This is a genomic window from Saccharomonospora halophila 8, assembly GCF_000383775.1.
GTDB classification, from domain to species: Bacteria; Actinomycetota; Actinomycetes; order Mycobacteriales; family Pseudonocardiaceae; genus Saccharomonospora; species Saccharomonospora halophila.
In genome coordinates this window covers 135,350-150,952 of the sequence record NZ_KB912557.1, presented here as the reverse complement: position 1 = coordinate 150,952, position 15,603 = coordinate 135,350, and the positions used below count along the sequence as shown (strand labels likewise).

Here is a 15,603-nt window from a genome sequence, read left to right as displayed (position 1 = left end):
GGCGATCCGGCGTGCTCGGCGACGTCGTGCACCGCCACCGCGTTCGGGTGGTGCAGCCGCGCGGCGATGCGCCCTTCCCGCATGGCCCGCTGCCGTGCCTCGTCGGCGGCGGCCTGATCGCCGCCCGTGCCGGGGTCGTGCAGCTCCTTGACCGCGACCTGCCGCTGCAGCCGCTCGTCGTCGGCCAGCCACACCGAGCCCATCGCGCCACTACCGAGGTGCCGCCGCAGCCGGTACCGGCCCGCCAGCAGATCGCCGACCTCGCTCACCCGCGTCACCCTTTCGTGTGTCCCGGGTCAGGGTAGGTGGCGCGGGCGACCCCGCACCGTCAGGTCGCGCAGCGTGGCGCGGCACGGGGCGTCCGCGCTGCGTGGCGGAACGTGACGGCGCGTGCGGGCGGAGGTGTGGTGGGGGCTATAGTGCGAGGTGCCGGGGCGTGCCCGCGCGGCGGGCGCACTCGGCGACGGGCCGGTAGCTCAGGAGGTCAGAGCAGGGGACTCATAATCCCTTGGCCGCGGGTTCGAGCCCCGCCCGGCCCACTATGGTGACCGAGGGGAAGCGTCGACCCCACGAGGGGTGGTGCGCCCCTCGTGGAGCAAAACGGGGCAACTCCCCGCACCGCCCCTTTTGCTGCACGTGCGAGGGCCGCGGACCGGCCCACAACACCCCGGCGGTCTGCGAAGCTCCCCCATAACCAGCCCGCACGACACTGGAGGGGAGCCCGAAACAGCCGTGTCCATCGCACACTGTGGCCGCACTACCGGTATCAGCGTCGGCGCCGTCACCATCCTCGCCACCATGGGCGCCATCAGCGACGACGACGTGGACGTCTACGTCAAACCCGACGACGACGACGGCGGCGGCGAGTCGAGATTCTGCAGCGGCAAATGGTGGTGCTGACCAGTACCGGCCGGTGACATCTCGGGGATGCCGGCGATGAGCTTGGCGGACTCGTCTGGGCTTATCGCCAGCCTCGCGAAGGTGTCCGCAGCGCCTTGGTCGTGCGCCACGGATCTCGCGTCGGTGATTTTCGAGCTCTGATCACGGGTACATGCGGTGCTGTGCCGGAGTGGTCCAGTTATCTGCCATCCTCGATCGTGGTCGCCACGGCCGTGTCGCCCTCGCGTGTCGCGGTGACCGTGACGATTGCGCCTTCGGTGAGTTGCCCGGCATCCCCGGCATGCCTGGACCCGCTGGTCACGGCCCGGTCCGCGTCGATGGTGTACGTCTCGGTGTAGCCGTCCGCGCTGCGCACGGTGACCGAGTCGGCGGTCAACGAGATCACGGATCCCTTCTGCGTCAGCTGCGTCTCGTAACCACCGTCGACCTCGATCACGGACTCGCTGTGCAGCGCGTCGGTCGCTTCGCCACGCATGGTGCCGGGGACGCCCTGCATTCCTCTTGGCATGGCGTTCGTGCCACGGGACATTCCCGGCATGCCACCGAACCGGTCGTCGCCGCCGGAGTCGGCGCTCGTGCCGGCCCACACGGCCAGGCCACTCGCCCCCGCGATACCGACTCCCACCGCCACCGCGACGGCGGTCATCCGCGCCGTCCAGCGACGAGGTCCGGACACGGGCGGCGCGCCCCAGGTCTGTTGCGTCTCGTGTTGTTCGCTCATGCTGCACAGGGTGCCGTCGCGAACTGTGCGTGAGCTGTGTCTCGGCCATGAACCTCCTGTCACACAGTTCGCGCACAGGTTCTTCCCAAGAAGATCTCAATCGCGTGCGCGACGATGAGCCCATGACCCGCGGACACACCGGATCAGGCGGCGCGAAGTCGACGGTCCGCGCTCTTGTGGTGGACGATGAGCCGCCGATCGCCGAACTGCTGTCGATGGCCCTGCGCTACGACGACTGGGAGGTGCGCAGCGTGGGCGACGGCCTGGGTGCGGTCCGTACGGCGCGCGAGTTCCGGCCGGACATCGTGGTGCTCGACATCATGCTTCCGGACTTCGACGGATTCGAAGTGCTCCAACGCCTGCGCAGCGACCGCCCCGAACTGCCGGTTCTGTTCCTCACAGCCAAGGACGCGGTCGAGGACCGCATCGCAGGGCTCACCTCCGGCGGCGACGACTATGTCACCAAGCCGTTCTCGATCGAGGAGGTCGTGCTCCGCCTGCGGGCGATGTTGCGCCGCACGGGCGCGCTGACCACGGCGTCCGGTTCGCAGCTCGTCGTCGGCGATCTCGTCCTCGACGAGGACACCCGCGAGGTGACCCGCGGTGGCGACGACATCCACCTCACCGCCACCCAGTTCGAACTCCTGCGGTACCTGATGCGCAACCCTCGCCGCGTGCTGTCGAAGGCGCAGATCCTCGACCGGGTGTGGAACTACGACTTCGGTGGTCAGGCCAACATCGTCGAGCTGTACATCTCGTATCTGCGCAAAAAGATCGACGCGGGCAGAGCGCCGATGATCCACACGGTGCGCGGGGCCGGGTATGTCCTCAAGCCGGCGCCCTGACCGCCGGACGCGCGGCTCCCGAAGAACATCCCGAAGGTCCCTGCGTACCAGGCTGATCGGCGAGCTGCTCGCCCTCCTGGCCGTGATTTGCTTGATGATCGGTGTGGTCACCGAAATCGCGCTGAGCGCGTTTCTCGTGCACGAACTCGACGAACAACTGACCTCCGCGGGTGACCGTGCGGTCCGGGTGTCCGACCGCCCCGGCCTAGGTCCCGACTCACCTCGCCCGCCGGGCCCGCCACCCGACCCGCTCGGCGCGCGCGGCACGTCTCCCGGCACGATCGCGGGCCTCGTCATCGACGGCTCCGTCGTCCACGCGGGCATCCTCGGTGACGACGGCACCCCGCGGCCGCTCGGGCCCTCGCTCGAAGACGACCTCCTGAACATCCCGGTCGACGGCCGACCCGAGACCGTGTCCCTCGGCGACCTCGGCGACTACCGGGTGTCCGCACTGCACAACGAACTCGGCGACGTCGTGATCACGGGTCTTCCGCTCGACGACGTCCACGACACGCTGCTCGGTGTCGGGCTGATCCTCGGCGGCGTCTCGCTGGCGGGCCTGCTCATCACCGGCGTGTCGGGCGCCCTGGTCGTCCGCCGCACCCTGCGCCCGCTGGAGCGGATGGCCGACACCGCCGAGAAGGTCACCGAACTCCCGTTGCACGAGGGCGAGGTGCAGCTCCCGGTCCGAGTACCCGATGTGGACACCGACCCGGGGACCGAGGTCGGACGGGTGGGAGCGGCGCTGAACCGCATGCTCGGGCACGTCGGCGACGCCCTGGTAGCACGGCACGAGAGCGAGACCCGAGTGCGCCGGTTCGTCGCCGATGCCAGTCACGAACTGCGTACCCCGCTCGCGTCCGTCAGCGGCTACACCCAGTTCATCCGGCGCTCCGACGAAGACCTTTCGGCGGAGACAGCGCACGCACTGCGGCGCGTCGAGTCGGAAACCGGCCGGATGACGACACTGGTCGAGGACATGCTGCTGTTGGCACGCATCGACGCGGGCAGGCCGCTCGCCGAGGCCGAGGTCGACCTGTCGGCACTCGTCGTCGACGCGGTCAGCGACGCCACGGTCGCGATGCCAGGTCACCAGTGGCGACTGGACCTTCCGCCGGAACCCGTGACCGTCCGCGGCGACGACACGCGCCTGCACCAAGTGATCGCCAACCTACTGTCCAACGCGGGCAAGCACACGCCGGACGGAACGACGGTCACGGCGGCGCTGTCCACGTCCGGCGATGCGGTGACGCTGGCGGTCACCGACGACGGACCGGGCATCCCCGACGAACTCGCCGGGGTCGTGTTCGAACGATTCGCCCGCGGCGAGACGTCGCGATCGCGGGCGACCGGCAGCACCGGACTCGGTCTAGCGGTCGTCAGCGCCGTCGTGAGCGCCCACCACGGCACTGTCGACCTCGACAGCGAACCGGGCCGCACCGTGTTCACCGTGCGGCTGCCCGCGAACTGATACGCACAGCCAATGCACAGCCGCGACACACCCAGAGCCCAGCATGGCGGTCGACTGTAGTGGTATGACGGCCATTCAGACCGAACCAGAACGACGGCGCGAGCGTGTCGGCACCGACGGCCCCGCGCCGGTGCTGGACGTGGTGGTGCCGGTGTACAACGAAGAGACCGACCTCGAACCGTGCGTCCGGCGCCTGCATGCGCATCTCGTCGGTGCTTTCCCCTACACCTTTCGGATCACCATCGCCGACAACGCCAGCGTCGATGCGACACCGTTGGTCGCCGGACGGCTCTCCGACGAGCTCGCCGAGGTCCGCGTCGTCCGACTCGAACAGACGGGGCGCGGCCGGGCACTGCGGCACGTGTGGTCCTCGTCGGACTCGCCGGTGCTGGCTTACCTCGACGTCGACCTGTCGACCGACCTCGCCGCTCTCGCACCGCTCGTGGCGCCACTAATCTCCGGGCACTCGGACGTGGCGATCGGCAGCAGGCTCGCCCACGGCTCGCAGGTAGTGCGCGGACCCAAGCGGGAGTTCATCTCGCGCTGCTACAATCTGCTGCTGCGCGGCACGCTGGCCGCCCGGTTCTCCGACGCCCAGTGCGGTTTCAAGGCGATCCGTGCCGACGTGGCGAGCAGGCTGCTTCCTCACGTGACGGATCCGGCGTGGTTCTTCGACACCGAACTGCTCGTGCTCGCCCAGCGTGCCGACCTCCGGATTCACGAGGTTCCCGTCGACTGGGTCGACGATCCTGATTCTCGGGTGGACATCGTGTCGACCGCCGTCGCCGACCTGAAAGGCATCGCACGGTTACTGCGAGGCACGGTCACCGGCTCCGTACCGGTCGCACGGCTTCGCGCACAACTCGGCCGCGCACCGCGTCCGGTGTTGGCGGACGGTGTCCCGGAGAGCCTCGCCCGCCAGCTCGTGCGATTCGCGGCGGTCGGCGTCGCCAGCACCCTCGCCTACCTGGTGCTGTACCTGCTGCTGCGGCTCGGCATGGGCGCTCAGGCTGCCAACCTGGCAGCTCTGCTGCTCACCGCGATCGGCAACACGGCCGCCAACCGCAGGCTGACGTTCCGGGTCCGCGGCCGACACCGCGCGCCGACGCATCACTTGCAGGGACTCGTCGTCTTCGGGCTCGGTCTTGGGCTGACGAGTGGGTCGCTGGCGATGCTCGAACTCGTGACCCAGCCGGACCGCACCCTCGAACTCGTCACGCTCGTCGGCGCGAACCTGGTCGCCACGATCATGCGGTTCCTGCTCTTCCGCGGCTGGGTCTTCCGCCCCGCCGGCTCCGGCGACGACACCCGCCCCGCGGGTTCCGACTCCGAGGAGGCAGCCCGATGAACGCGGCGACGCACGTGGTCGAGCGCATCCGAACGGCGACCACACCGGGCACGCGGGCCCCTGAGGGGGCGACGGGCAGTGGCCGGTCGCGATGGGAATGGGCGGCGCTGGCAGTGCTGCTGGTGGGAACCGCCGTGCTGTACCTGTGGGGGCTCGGGTCCACCGGGTACGGCAACTCGTTCTACGCCGCAGCGGTGCAGTCCGGAACGCAGAGCTGGAAGGCGCTGCTGTTCGGGTCGCTGGACGCGGGCAACGTCATCACGGTCGACAAGCCGCCCGCGTCGCTGTGGCTGATGGGACTGTCCGGGCGGATCTTCGGGTTCAGCACGTGGAGCATGCTCGCGCCGCAAGCGCTGCTCGGCGTCGGCTCCGTGGCACTGCTGTATGCGGCCGTGCGCCGGTGCTCGGGCCCGGTCGCCGGTCTCGTCGCGGGTACCGCACTCGCGCTGACGCCGGTCGCCGTACTGATGTTCCGTTTCAACAACCCCGACGCGCTGCTGGTGTTCCTGCTCGTGCTCGGTGCGTACTTCATGGTACGCGCCGTCGAGAAGGGACAGTGGCGATGGATTCTGCTGGCCGGTTCGGCCATCGGCTTCGGCTTCCTGGCGAAAATGCTGCAGGCGTTTCTCGTGCTTCCGGCGTTCGCGCTGATGTACCTGGTCGCGGCTCCGGTGTCGCTGCCGAAGCGGTTGCTGCGGCTACTCGGAGCAGGGGTTTCCGTGATCGTGTCGGCGGGCTGGTTCGTCGCGCTCGTCGACCTGTGGCCGTCGGCGAGCAGGCCGTACATCGGCGGCTCGGAGAACAACACGGAGCTCGAACTGGCCCTGGGATACAACGGGCTCGGCCGAATTCTGGGACGGGGCGGCGGTGGCGCTCCCGGCGGTGGGGGCGGCATGGGATCGGCGTTCGGGGGCGAGCCCGGAATCCTGCGCATGTTCAACACCTCCTTCGGCGCCGAGGCGTCGTGGCTCCTGCCGGCCGCGCTGATTGGTCTCGTCGCGGGTCTGTGGTTCACCCGGCGCGCGCCGCGGACGGATCGCACCCGCGCCTCGCTGATCCTGTGGGGCGGGTGGACACTCGGCACCGCGCTGGTGTTCAGCTTCATGTCCGGCACGATCCACCCGTACTACACGGTCGCCCTCGCGCCCGGAATCGCCGGTCTGATCGGCATTTCCGTGCGCGAACTGTGGCGCGGACGGGACCACCCGCCCGCACGGATCACGCTGTCGGCGATGGTCGCGGTGACCGCGGTATGGTCCTTCGTGCTGCTCGAACGGACCCCGGACTGGCTGCCGGCGCTGCGGTGGATCGTGCTGGCACTGGGCGTCCTCGCCGCGACGGCGATCGCGGTCGGCGTGCATCGGTTCCGCAGGGCCGCCGTCGTGGTCGCCGTGGTGACCGCGTTGGCGGGGCTGTCGGCAACGGGCGCCTACGCGCAGACGACGGCGTCGGTTCCGCACACCGGCTCGCTGCCGGAGTCCGGACCGTCCGGCGACGGCATTGACATGATGGGCCGTCAGGGTGGCCAGGGCGGTCCCGGCACGGGAACGGCGAACGCCACGCTGGTGGCGGCACTGCAAAACACCGACACGGACTGGGCCGCGGCGGCGGTGGGCGCGCAGGGGCAGGGAAGCCTGCAGCTCGCCTCCGGGCGTCCGGTGATCGCCATCGGCGGGTTCACCGGCAGCGACCCGGCACCGACGCTCGAGCAGTTCAAGCAGTGGGTGTCGGAAGGGCGGATCGCCTACTTCGTGAGCGGCAACGGCGGCATGGGTGGCCCGGGCGGCGGTGTGCCCGGGGACGGTGGTCCGAATGCCGGACCCGGCGGACGAAACGACGGGCAGGCCGACGGCTGCGGAGGTCCGGGAGGTGGCCCTGGTGGTGGCAGGTCCGGCAGCGAAATCAGCTCCTGGGTGGAAGCCAACTTCGAGGAGACGACCATCGGCGGGGTCACGGTCTACGACCTGCGCTGACGTCTTGCGACAGCCGCCCACCGCTACCACGGGAGTACGGGGTGTTCCACGAGCGCACGAGAAGCGGCGGGTTCGCTGCCGGGCGGGAGACCAGGGGAGTCCCTGCTCCGGCGCCGCTCGGTGGTCGGGGTCACGCACGCGGTGCGACCGGCCCCCGGAGGCTCGCCGATTCTCCGCGTCGCCGCCGGTCTCACCGTGAACGCACCATCAGCGCCGCCGTCTTCTCCGGCAGGTCGATCTCGGTGACGAACCGGAACCCGGCCTTCCGGAATGCCTTGACCGAGGGCACGTTGCGCACGTCCGGTTCGGCCACGACACGGCCGCACGCGGGGTCGGTGGCGAGCAGGCCGTCGGCCACCTCGCGCAGTAGCGACCGACCGAGCCCGCGGCCGGTGTCCCCGGGGGCGCCGATGGCCACATGCACCCCGAGATCGCCCGGCTGGTGCGGGTAGTGGTCGGCCAGGCGGTCGCGGGCCACCCGGTACACCTCGAGATAGGCGATCAGGACGTCGTCGTGGGAAACCAGGCAGGGCAGCGAGTGGTCCCCCGCCCGTTGGCGCCGGAGAGTCTCCGCCCAGCGGCTGCGGGTCCAGTCCTGGTTCCAAAAGGCGACCACGTGCGGGGTGTGCATCCAGTCGTGGATCAGGTCCAGGTCCGGTCCGTCCGGCTCGGCGGGCCGGACGGACCACGGGGCGCGCATCCGGGGCAAGGGAGGTCCGGCGATTGCGTGATGTTCCATGTTGCCTGCCTTCCGTGTGCCTGGTTCGCCCCCTCGGTGCGCGGACCCTGCCGAGTCCGCGCACCACCGTGGCCGTCGACGGTCCGCCGAGGGCGGGCTCAGGGGAGTCCCGACTCGTGCAGCGGGTTGGGGATCGTGCCGTACACGGCCGCGTGCGGGCGCTCGGGGCGGTCGCGGTAGCCGTCCAGCAGCAGCCGGTTCCGGTTCAGGCAGAGCCGTTCGATCTCCGGCGTGAGCAGGTCGAACATTCGGAACCGCTCCCCGAGTTCGGGGAACGCGGCCTGGTGGTCGAGCACCTGCTGCCGCACCATCGCCCAGAACTCCCGCTCCGGGATGCCGACGTGCTCCTCCACCAGCGGTGCGAGGTACCGGAAGTGCCCGACGAACAGTCCGCTCTGAATGAACTGGCAGAGGAACTGTGGTTCCTCGCGCAACAGCACCTCGGAGACCTCGGGTGGCAGACTCTCCAGTTCGGGCAGTTCGGCGGAGGCGATGTTGACGTCGTCGACGAAGTCCTTCACCGCCAGCCGGGTCGGCACGTCGTCACTGCCGAAGACCACGATGGTGTTCTCGCCGTGCGGGGAGAACACCAGCCCGTAGCGGTACAGGAAGTGCAGCAGTGGCGGGATCAGCGCGCCGAACAGACTCCGCAACCACGTCCGCGCGTCCGTCCCGGAACGCTCGACGAGTTCGGTGAGCAACGCCCGTCCCCGACGGTCGACGTACAGCAGGGAGGCCAGTGTGCGGGCGCGCTCGTCCGGGTCGAGCTTGTCGCTGATCGGCTCCCGCCAGATCGCGCCGAGCAGTTCCCGGTACTGGTACGGAACCTCCGGGATCTCCTCCAGCCCCGGGTGCGCGACGGTGACGGAGGCGACCTCGCCGAGCAGCACCACCCGGGCCTCGTCGCGCAGGTACGGATCGTTCTCCGCGAGACCGAGTACCCAGGAGGTCAGGGCGGGCGCCGCGCCGGTGCGCTCGGTCGGCAGGCCCCGCCAGACCAGGGTGTTCAGGATCGACAGGGGCAGCTTGACGTGGTGCCGCCACGGTGCGTCGAGATTGGCGAAGGTCCGGATCGACTGCTGCGCGCGGTAGGAGTCCGGGCCCTCGCCCAGGGGCACGATGTGTCCGGCGGCGACGGCGGGCGCGAACACCGGGAGGACCACCTCGTCCCACTGCCACGGATGTACCGGCAGCCACACGTAGTCCGACGGATCGAGCCCCCGGGCGGTCAACCGCTCAGTGAAGCGTTCCCGGGTCCGCTCGTCCAGCTCGCCGTCGAGCAACCGTGCGCTGGTCAGGCCCTCGACGCCGCGGTAGTCGGCCAGCGAGCCGTGCACGGCGATCCACGGCAACCGGAGGGTCGCGCGGGCTTCCGGAGCGTAGCGGGCGACATCGGAGGCCGAGAATCCGATCCGTCCCTTGTTCGGCAGGATCCACGGGTGGCCGGTCTGATACCCCTCCAGGTCCACATAGGACATCTTGGCGAGCGCGGCGGCACCGGCCTCGTCCGAGGCCCACAGCCGGGCGTCCGCCGACAGCGTCGCGGTCAGCTCCCGGACGAGATGCCCGGTGGTGTCCCCGCTGATGCCCAGGGTCGACCGGGAATCCAGCAGGAACCGGAGCGGATCCTCCGCGGGGTGCTCGGCACCGGACCGGCTGCGCACGATCGAGTCGGGCTCGACGGTCCAGTGGCCGAACGCTCCGCGCCTGGCGCGGAAGAAGTAGGAGATCTCCCCGGGCAGGTCGACCCGGTACCGGCCGGGGGCCGTCTCCACGGGTTCCAGGAGCAGTTCGTAGGACAGTTCGGCGAGGGACTTGGCGAGCAGGTCCCGTCCTGCGCGCCGCCAATTGTCCGCGGTGAGCTCGGCGGGGACGGACAACGACATCGGATTCCTCCGTGGGGTGGGGATGGTCATGGATCGCGACGGGGAGCGTGGGCGCGGTGGCGGTGACGGTGGCGGGCGCGTCACCCGACGCCGAAGGTGGTGAACGCGGTGCGCCGCGGCAGTGGGTAGACCTCACGGCCGGTGACCGAGTTGAGGATCACCGCGCTGCGGTGGGCCCCCAACCCGAGATCGGGCGCTCCCACGCCGTGACTGTGCATTTCCGCGTTCTGCACGTACAACCGGCCCTCGATCTCCCCGGACAGCGCGACCCGGTACTCGTCGTCGACCCGGTAGCGGCCGTGCTCGTCCCGGTCGACGAAGTCGGCGAGCGGGTCCAGACAGGCCGGCCGGTGCGCCGCGTACCCGGTGGCCAGGACCACCCGTTCCGTGCGGACGTCGAAAGCGCGGTCCTGTTCGACGTGCCGGCACGCCAGTTCGATGCCGTCGGCGGTTCGCTCGGCACCGGTCACCGCGACGTTCGGCATGAGCCGGACGTCCGGAGGCTGGCCGCCGACGCTGCTCTCGTAGAGCTCGTCGTGGATCGCGGCGAGGGTCCCGGCGCTGCCCGCCTTGTACAGCTGCCACTGCGTGGGCACCAGCCGGTCCCGGGTCGGCTGCGGCAGCGAGTGGAAGTACCGGGTGTAGTCCGGGGTGAAGTGTTCCAGACCGAGTTTGGAGTACTCCATCGGCGCGAACGCGGGGGAGCGGGTGAGCCAGCGGAGCCGTCGGCCGGTGCTCTCCCGGCCCCGGAGCAGGTCGAGCATCACCTCCGCACCGGACTGCCCGGACCCGATCACCGTGACGTCCTCGGCGTCCCGCAGGGACTCCCGCCGTTCGAGATACGACGAGGCGTGGAAGGCCTCCTTGTCCGGCAACCCGCGCAGTGCTTCGGGAACCACGGGCTCGGTGCCCACCCCGAGAACCACGGTGCGGGCGGCCCAGCTCTCCCGTCGCGCGGTCCGGACGTCCTCGGCCTGCACGTGGAAGACCTGCTCGGCGTCATCCCAGCGCACTGCGGTGACGTGCCGCCCGAAGTGGCAGGACGGCAGGGAGTCGGCCACCCACCGGCAGTAGTCGTCGTACTCGCGGCGGGAGATGTGGAACTTCTCCGCGAAGTAGAACGGGAAGAGCCGTTCGTGCTCGCGCAGGTAGGACAGGAACGACCACCGGCTCGTGGGGTCGATCATGGTGACCAGATCGGCGAGGAACGGCACCTGCAGTGTGGTTCCCTCGATGAGCAGCCCGGCGTGCCAGGAGAATTCGGGTTTCGTGTCGAGGAACGCGACCGAGAGGTCGGACACGGGTTCGGCCAGGGCCGCCAGGGACAGGTTGAACGGCCCGATTCCGACGCCCAGCACGTCGTGAACGTGGTTCACGCGGTGGTACCTCCCTCCGCGAACGGGTTGGCGATGTCGACGTACACCGACTGGGTCTCCAGCGGGCCGACCAGTTCGTCCAGTCCGTCGAGCCGCGTGAGCATGTTCGCCTTGCAGCGCAGGGTGCTCGATTCGGCCAGCGTCCCGGCGAGAGGGAGATCGGAGTAACCGCGCAACCGTTCCCGGAGCATCCTCAGCAGTCCCCGCTCGTCCGCGAGCTCCTGCGAACCGAACGCACCGACCAGTCCGAGCAGGTTGTTGACCCCGATGTAGTACCCCAGCCGCTCGTCGATGACGGCGTCGGCGACACGGTTGTCGCCCACCCGGCCCACCCCGGGAACGAAGCGTTCGAGCGCGGGAACACGGGTCTCGGAGATGTAGTAACCCTGGTTGTCGCGGTACCAGCCGCCACACGGCCAGCCTTCGGCGTCCAGGGTGACCAGCGTGTTCTGCTGGTGCGCCTCCAGACCCAGCCCGTACTCGCGATACAGCCACAGCACGGGGGCGAGCACCTCGTCGAAGTAGCGTGCGCACCACCGGGCGGCGATGTCGTCGCTGTCGGTCCCGTACCGGTGCGCCAGCTTCGTGATGAGGTCGGTGAGCGCCGGGGCGCCGCGGTCCGGCCGTTCGGCGACCAGGCCCGCGACGCAGGACACCCGGTCGTCCGTGCCGAACGGGTTCTCCCGGATGACGAGTTCGAGGCCGCTCTCCACGGCCCCGTCCACGTCGACGGCCAACCACGCGGGGTCGCGCACCACGCCGAACCGCGGGTGGGCCGCCGCGAATTCCGCGGCGAGCCCGGCGTCGAGCAACCGGTCGATCTCCGCGCCGCGCGCGAGCTCCTTGCGGAGGTTCTCCCGTTTGGAGTTGGTGATCGGCAGACCGAGGGAGAACTTCAGCATCACCGGTGCGTCCGGCCGGTAGAGCGTGCGGATCGACGCGGTCGGCCACCACGGTGGCCCCCATTCGCCCAGATCGTGCAGTCGACCCGAGTCGAGCAGGCGACGCACCCCCGGACGGGACCGCACCTCCCGGGCCTGCCACGGATGCGCCGGGACCGCGACGGTGCCGTCCGGGACCTCGGGAGCCAGGTCGGCGAGCGACTCCAACGCCGCGCCCCCCTCCCGGGACACGACCGACCGGTCGGCCGCGAACCAGTGCAACGGGAAACTGCCGCGCAGTTCGGGGGAGAACCGTCGGGCCTCCGACTCGCTGAGGCCCTGCCGACTCTTCGGGTCGGGGTGCAACGGGTGGCCCAGCACCAGTGCCTGTTCCGCCCGGAGGAAGGGGGTCGCCTCCGGCGGCTCGTCCGCGTTGTCCCCGCGGTGCTGGAGGTGCCGGGCGGCCCGGGTCGCGGAGTCGGCCACCCTGCCGACGAGGTCGGTGGTCGCCTGGGGGGACGTGCCCCGTCCGGCGCCGGATTCGAGGGCGAGCAGCGACGCCACGGTGACGGCACCGAGCGGCGTCCCGTTGCCGAGCCGGACCTCCCCGAAGCGGTGGTGCCCGGTCGGCGAGCGGTACAGGACCTCGGCGTGCAGGGTCGACGCACTGGCCGGTAACGGCAGGGCCAACGCGCCGCAGGCGGGCACCGGCTGTCCGGTTTCCCGCAGCCAGCACCGCAGCAGTCCGTTCACGGTCGCGGAATCGGCGATCCGTCCGTTCTCCGGCGTGATCGCAGGGTGGACGGTCACGACGTCTCCTTGGCACCGGCATCGAGAACTCCGGCGAGCAGCGTTTCGATCTCGTCGCCGGTCGTGTTCGGGTTGAGCAGGGTGAGTTTGAGCCACACCGAACCGTCCAGTTCCGTGCGGCCCACCACGGCGGTGCCCTCCCGCAGCAGCGTGCGTCGCAGCCGCGCGTTGACCCGGTCGGCATCACCGGCCCCGGGCAGGTAGCGGAAGAGCACGGTGGTGAGGACCGGATCCCGGTACAGCTCGAACCGGGGCTCGGCCCGGACGGCGTCCGCGGCGTGCCGGGCGAGATCGTGGCAGCGGTCGACGAGAGTGCCCAGCGCGTCGCGGCCGAGCGCGCGGAACGTCACGGCGATCTTCAGCGCGTCGGGGCGACGGGTGGTCCGCAGGGAACGCCCGAGCAGCCCCTGGAACCCGGCGTCCTCGTCATCGGCGGGGTTGAGGTAGGCGACCCGCCGTTCCATCGGCTCGAAGGTTTCCGCACGGCGCACCAGGAAGGCTCCCGCGGCGACCGGCTGCCAGCCCAACTTGTGCAGGTCGAGGGCCACCGAGTCGGCGCGTTCGATCCCGGCCAGCAACGGCGCCAACCGCTCGGAGAACAACGCGCCCCCGCCGTAGGCGGCATCCACGTGGAACCACAGGCCGTACTCCGCCGCGAGGTCCGCGAGCTCCGGCAGCGGGTCGATCACCCCGAGGTCGGTGCTCCCCGCGGTGGCGATCAGCGCGATCGGCAGCTCGTCGCGGCCGCGCATCGCCTCTAGGATCGGCCGCAGTGCCCGCGGCGCCATCCGGTGGTGCTCGTCGACGGGGACCCGCACGACGGAGTCCTCCCCGAGCCCGAGAACCCCCGCGCTACGCGCGACCGAGAAATGTGTGGTCTCCGCGCACAGGATCCGCAGCCGCCCGTGCGCGTGGGGAGGTATCCCCGTGACGGTCGACGGGACGCCGAAAGCCCGGAGCAGGCCGTGTTCCCGGGCCAGCAGCAGCCCCGTGAGGTTGGATTCCGTGCCCCCGGAGGTGATGACACCGGAGGCGGCGGCGGGGTCGTAGCCGACCAGGTCGGTGAGGGTCCGCACCACCTCCGACTCGACCCGTGTTCCCGACGGCCCCTGATCCCAGGAATCCAGGGAGGAGTTGAGGACGGCGGCGGCGAGGTCGGCCGCGACGGCGACGGCCAGCGGAGGCGTGTGCAGGTGCGCCACGCACGCCGGATCGGCCGGGTCGGCCGCACCGCGGGCGAAGGCCTGGACCATCTCCGCGAGAGCCGGTTCCACACCCAGCCCCTCCCGCGGCAGGACGTCGGAGGTCGGTGACTCGACGAATTCGGGGCCACCGGCGGGCAGCGGTCCGGCGCGGTCCACGATGCCCTTCTCGAGCGCGTCCACCGCGACGGACAGCAGCGGACGGAGGTGTCCCGGCCCGCTGTCACCACCCGCGAGTCGGGTGCTGGTTGTCATGTGGTTCTCACCTTCCTGCCCGTGCGGATCGGCCGGTGCCGCGAAGCGGCGGGTCGTCACCGGCCCGGGGCCGCTCTCGGTCGGTAGCTGCCGCACGAGGTGGTTGATCACGGTCTTCGATGGAGCATAGGTGAGGCTAACCTAATGCCAGCGCGTGATCAAGGTGGTGGATGTCTTCCCGATCGGGAGGGGTGGCGCGCCGCGTCAGACGGAGCCCGATTTCACGTCGATCGCCCGATCCGATCGAAGCCCCGGCTGCCGACGACTCCCCGGCCGAGGACCTCAGGAGGTCTTCCGTGATCGGTCACGCGCAGAGCGCCGCGACGGATCGCAGCGCGAGGTCGACCGAGGCGTGGAGATCGTCGCGTTCGGCACCGGCCGCGGCGTGGACGGCGAAACCCTCGCTGAGCACCATCACGTACCGCGCCAGTGCCCGGGTGTCGGCGTCGTCCGGGAGATCACCCTCCCGCACCGCTCGCGACAGCCGCTGCGCCAGCGCGTCCTCCGTCGCGGCCCGGCCGGCGGCGAGGACTTCGGAGACGCCGGCGTTCTCCGGCGAGCAGGCCAGGCCACCCTGGACGGACAGGCACCCCCGGGGGTGATCGTCGGCGGTCAGCGCGTCGACGCTACTGCGCAGGAAGTGCTCGATGACGGCGTACGCGGTCGGCTGGTCGAAGGCGTCGCCGATGTAGGCCACTCTGGTTTCGCGGTAGCGGTCGAAGGCGCGTCGGAAGAGCTGCTCCTTGCTGCCGAACGTGGCATACAGGCTGGGCCGGTTGATGCCCATGGCGTCGGTGAGGTGGCTCAACGACGTCCCGTCGTAGCCATGCCGCCAGAAGACGTCGACGGCGCGGTCGAGGATCGCCTCCTCGTCGAATGCGCGAGGCCGGCCCGCACGGGGCTTGTCCGTGTCCACCGCCCCATTCTACCGCTCGGTACAAATAGTGATGTCTGTCACCAACCGATCGGTACAAAAGGTGCTAGGCTTCAACCGATCGGTACAAAATGAGGCGGAGGGGAGCGGGCCGTGACCACGATCGGGATCATCGGTGCCGGTGAGGTCGGCAGTCAGATCGCGCGGGCGGCGCTGGCGAACGGCTACGCCGTCGTCCTGGCCAACTCGCGGGGGCCGGAGACCCTGACACGCCTCGTCGCGGAGCTCGGTCCGAGCGCGTCGGCCGCGCGGGCGGCGGACG

Annotated in this window: 13 protein-coding genes and 1 tRNA gene; 6 read left to right on the top strand and 8 right to left on the bottom strand. The window is 70.5% G+C overall.

Going from position 1 to position 15,603, the window contains the following annotated elements:
- Positions 1–269: protein kinase (locus SACHA_RS25460; RefSeq protein WP_039738945.1), on the bottom strand; the 269-nt coding region annotated here is incomplete at its 3' end.
- A 196-nt stretch (positions 270–465) separates the two neighbouring features.
- On the opposite strand from SACHA_RS25460, the gene SACHA_RS0113150 reads away from it, so the two are divergent.
- Positions 466–539, top strand: a tRNA-Ile gene (locus tag SACHA_RS0113150).
- 539 nt (positions 540–1,078) lie between these two features.
- Here SACHA_RS0113150 and SACHA_RS22000 read toward each other — a convergent pair.
- Positions 1,079–1,621: a hypothetical protein gene (locus SACHA_RS22000; protein ID WP_039739007.1), complete on the bottom strand. Its 543-nt coding sequence runs from the start codon at positions 1,619–1,621 to the stop codon at positions 1,079–1,081.
- Positions 1,622–1,743: 122 nt separating this feature from the next.
- On the opposite strand from SACHA_RS22000, the gene SACHA_RS0113130 reads away from it, so the two are divergent.
- The 4 genes from SACHA_RS0113130 to SACHA_RS0113115 all read left to right on the top strand — a co-directional run bounded on the left by SACHA_RS0113130 (position 1,744) and on the right by SACHA_RS0113115 (position 7,258).
- Complete coding sequence (locus tag SACHA_RS0113130) at positions 1,744–2,466, top strand: response regulator transcription factor (RefSeq protein ID WP_028663153.1); 723 nt, start codon at positions 1,744–1,746, stop codon at positions 2,464–2,466.
- Complete coding sequence (locus SACHA_RS0113125; protein ID WP_028663152.1) at positions 2,444–3,937, top strand: HAMP domain-containing sensor histidine kinase; 1,494 nt, start codon at positions 2,444–2,446, stop codon at positions 3,935–3,937. Before SACHA_RS0113130 ends, SACHA_RS0113125 begins: the two co-directional genes overlap by 23 nt.
- Before the next feature lie 64 nt (positions 3,938–4,001).
- The gene (locus tag SACHA_RS0113120) at positions 4,002–5,285 is read left to right on the top strand and encodes a glycosyltransferase (protein ID WP_019810498.1); all 1,284 of its coding nucleotides are present in this window, start codon (positions 4,002–4,004) and stop codon (positions 5,283–5,285) included.
- Complete coding sequence (locus SACHA_RS0113115) at positions 5,282–7,258, top strand: ArnT family glycosyltransferase (RefSeq protein WP_019810496.1); 1,977 nt, start codon at positions 5,282–5,284, stop codon at positions 7,256–7,258. Before SACHA_RS0113120 ends, SACHA_RS0113115 begins: the two co-directional genes overlap by 4 nt.
- 190 nt (positions 7,259–7,448) lie before the next feature.
- Here the strand turns inward: SACHA_RS0113115 and SACHA_RS0113110 are convergent, their stop codons facing one another.
- The 6 genes from SACHA_RS0113110 to SACHA_RS0113085 form a co-directional block, all read right to left on the bottom strand.
- Positions 7,449–7,997: a GNAT family N-acetyltransferase gene (locus SACHA_RS0113110; RefSeq protein ID WP_028663151.1), complete on the bottom strand. Its 549-nt coding sequence runs from the start codon at positions 7,995–7,997 to the stop codon at positions 7,449–7,451.
- A 98-nt stretch (positions 7,998–8,095) separates the two neighbouring features.
- Positions 8,096–9,883, bottom strand: coding sequence for an IucA/IucC family protein (locus SACHA_RS0113105; protein ID WP_019810492.1), 1,788 nt, complete (start codon positions 9,881–9,883; stop codon positions 8,096–8,098).
- An 80-nt stretch (positions 9,884–9,963) separates the two neighbouring features.
- Positions 9,964–11,259, bottom strand: coding sequence for a lysine N(6)-hydroxylase/L-ornithine N(5)-oxygenase family protein (locus SACHA_RS0113100; protein ID WP_019810491.1), 1,296 nt, complete (start codon positions 11,257–11,259; stop codon positions 9,964–9,966).
- On the bottom strand, positions 11,256–12,950 hold the full coding sequence (locus SACHA_RS0113095; protein WP_019810490.1) for an IucA/IucC family protein: 1,695 nt from the start codon (positions 12,948–12,950) through the stop codon (positions 11,256–11,258). The genes SACHA_RS0113100 and SACHA_RS0113095 overlap by 4 nt, the downstream gene beginning before the upstream one ends.
- On the bottom strand, positions 12,947–14,407 hold the full coding sequence (locus tag SACHA_RS0113090; RefSeq protein WP_028663149.1) for a pyridoxal phosphate-dependent decarboxylase family protein: 1,461 nt from the start codon (positions 14,405–14,407) through the stop codon (positions 12,947–12,949). Before SACHA_RS0113090 ends, SACHA_RS0113095 begins: the two co-directional genes overlap by 4 nt.
- 304 nt (positions 14,408–14,711) lie before the next feature.
- Positions 14,712–15,323, bottom strand: a complete 612-nt coding sequence (locus SACHA_RS0113085; RefSeq protein WP_019810488.1) for a TetR/AcrR family transcriptional regulator — start codon at positions 15,321–15,323, stop codon at positions 14,712–14,714.
- Between the two features lie 111 nt (positions 15,324–15,434).
- On the opposite strand from SACHA_RS0113085, the gene SACHA_RS26625 reads away from it, so the two are divergent.
- A partial coding sequence (locus SACHA_RS26625; protein WP_039738941.1) for an NAD(P)-binding domain-containing protein occupies positions 15,435–15,603 on the top strand: 169 nt, incomplete at its 3' end.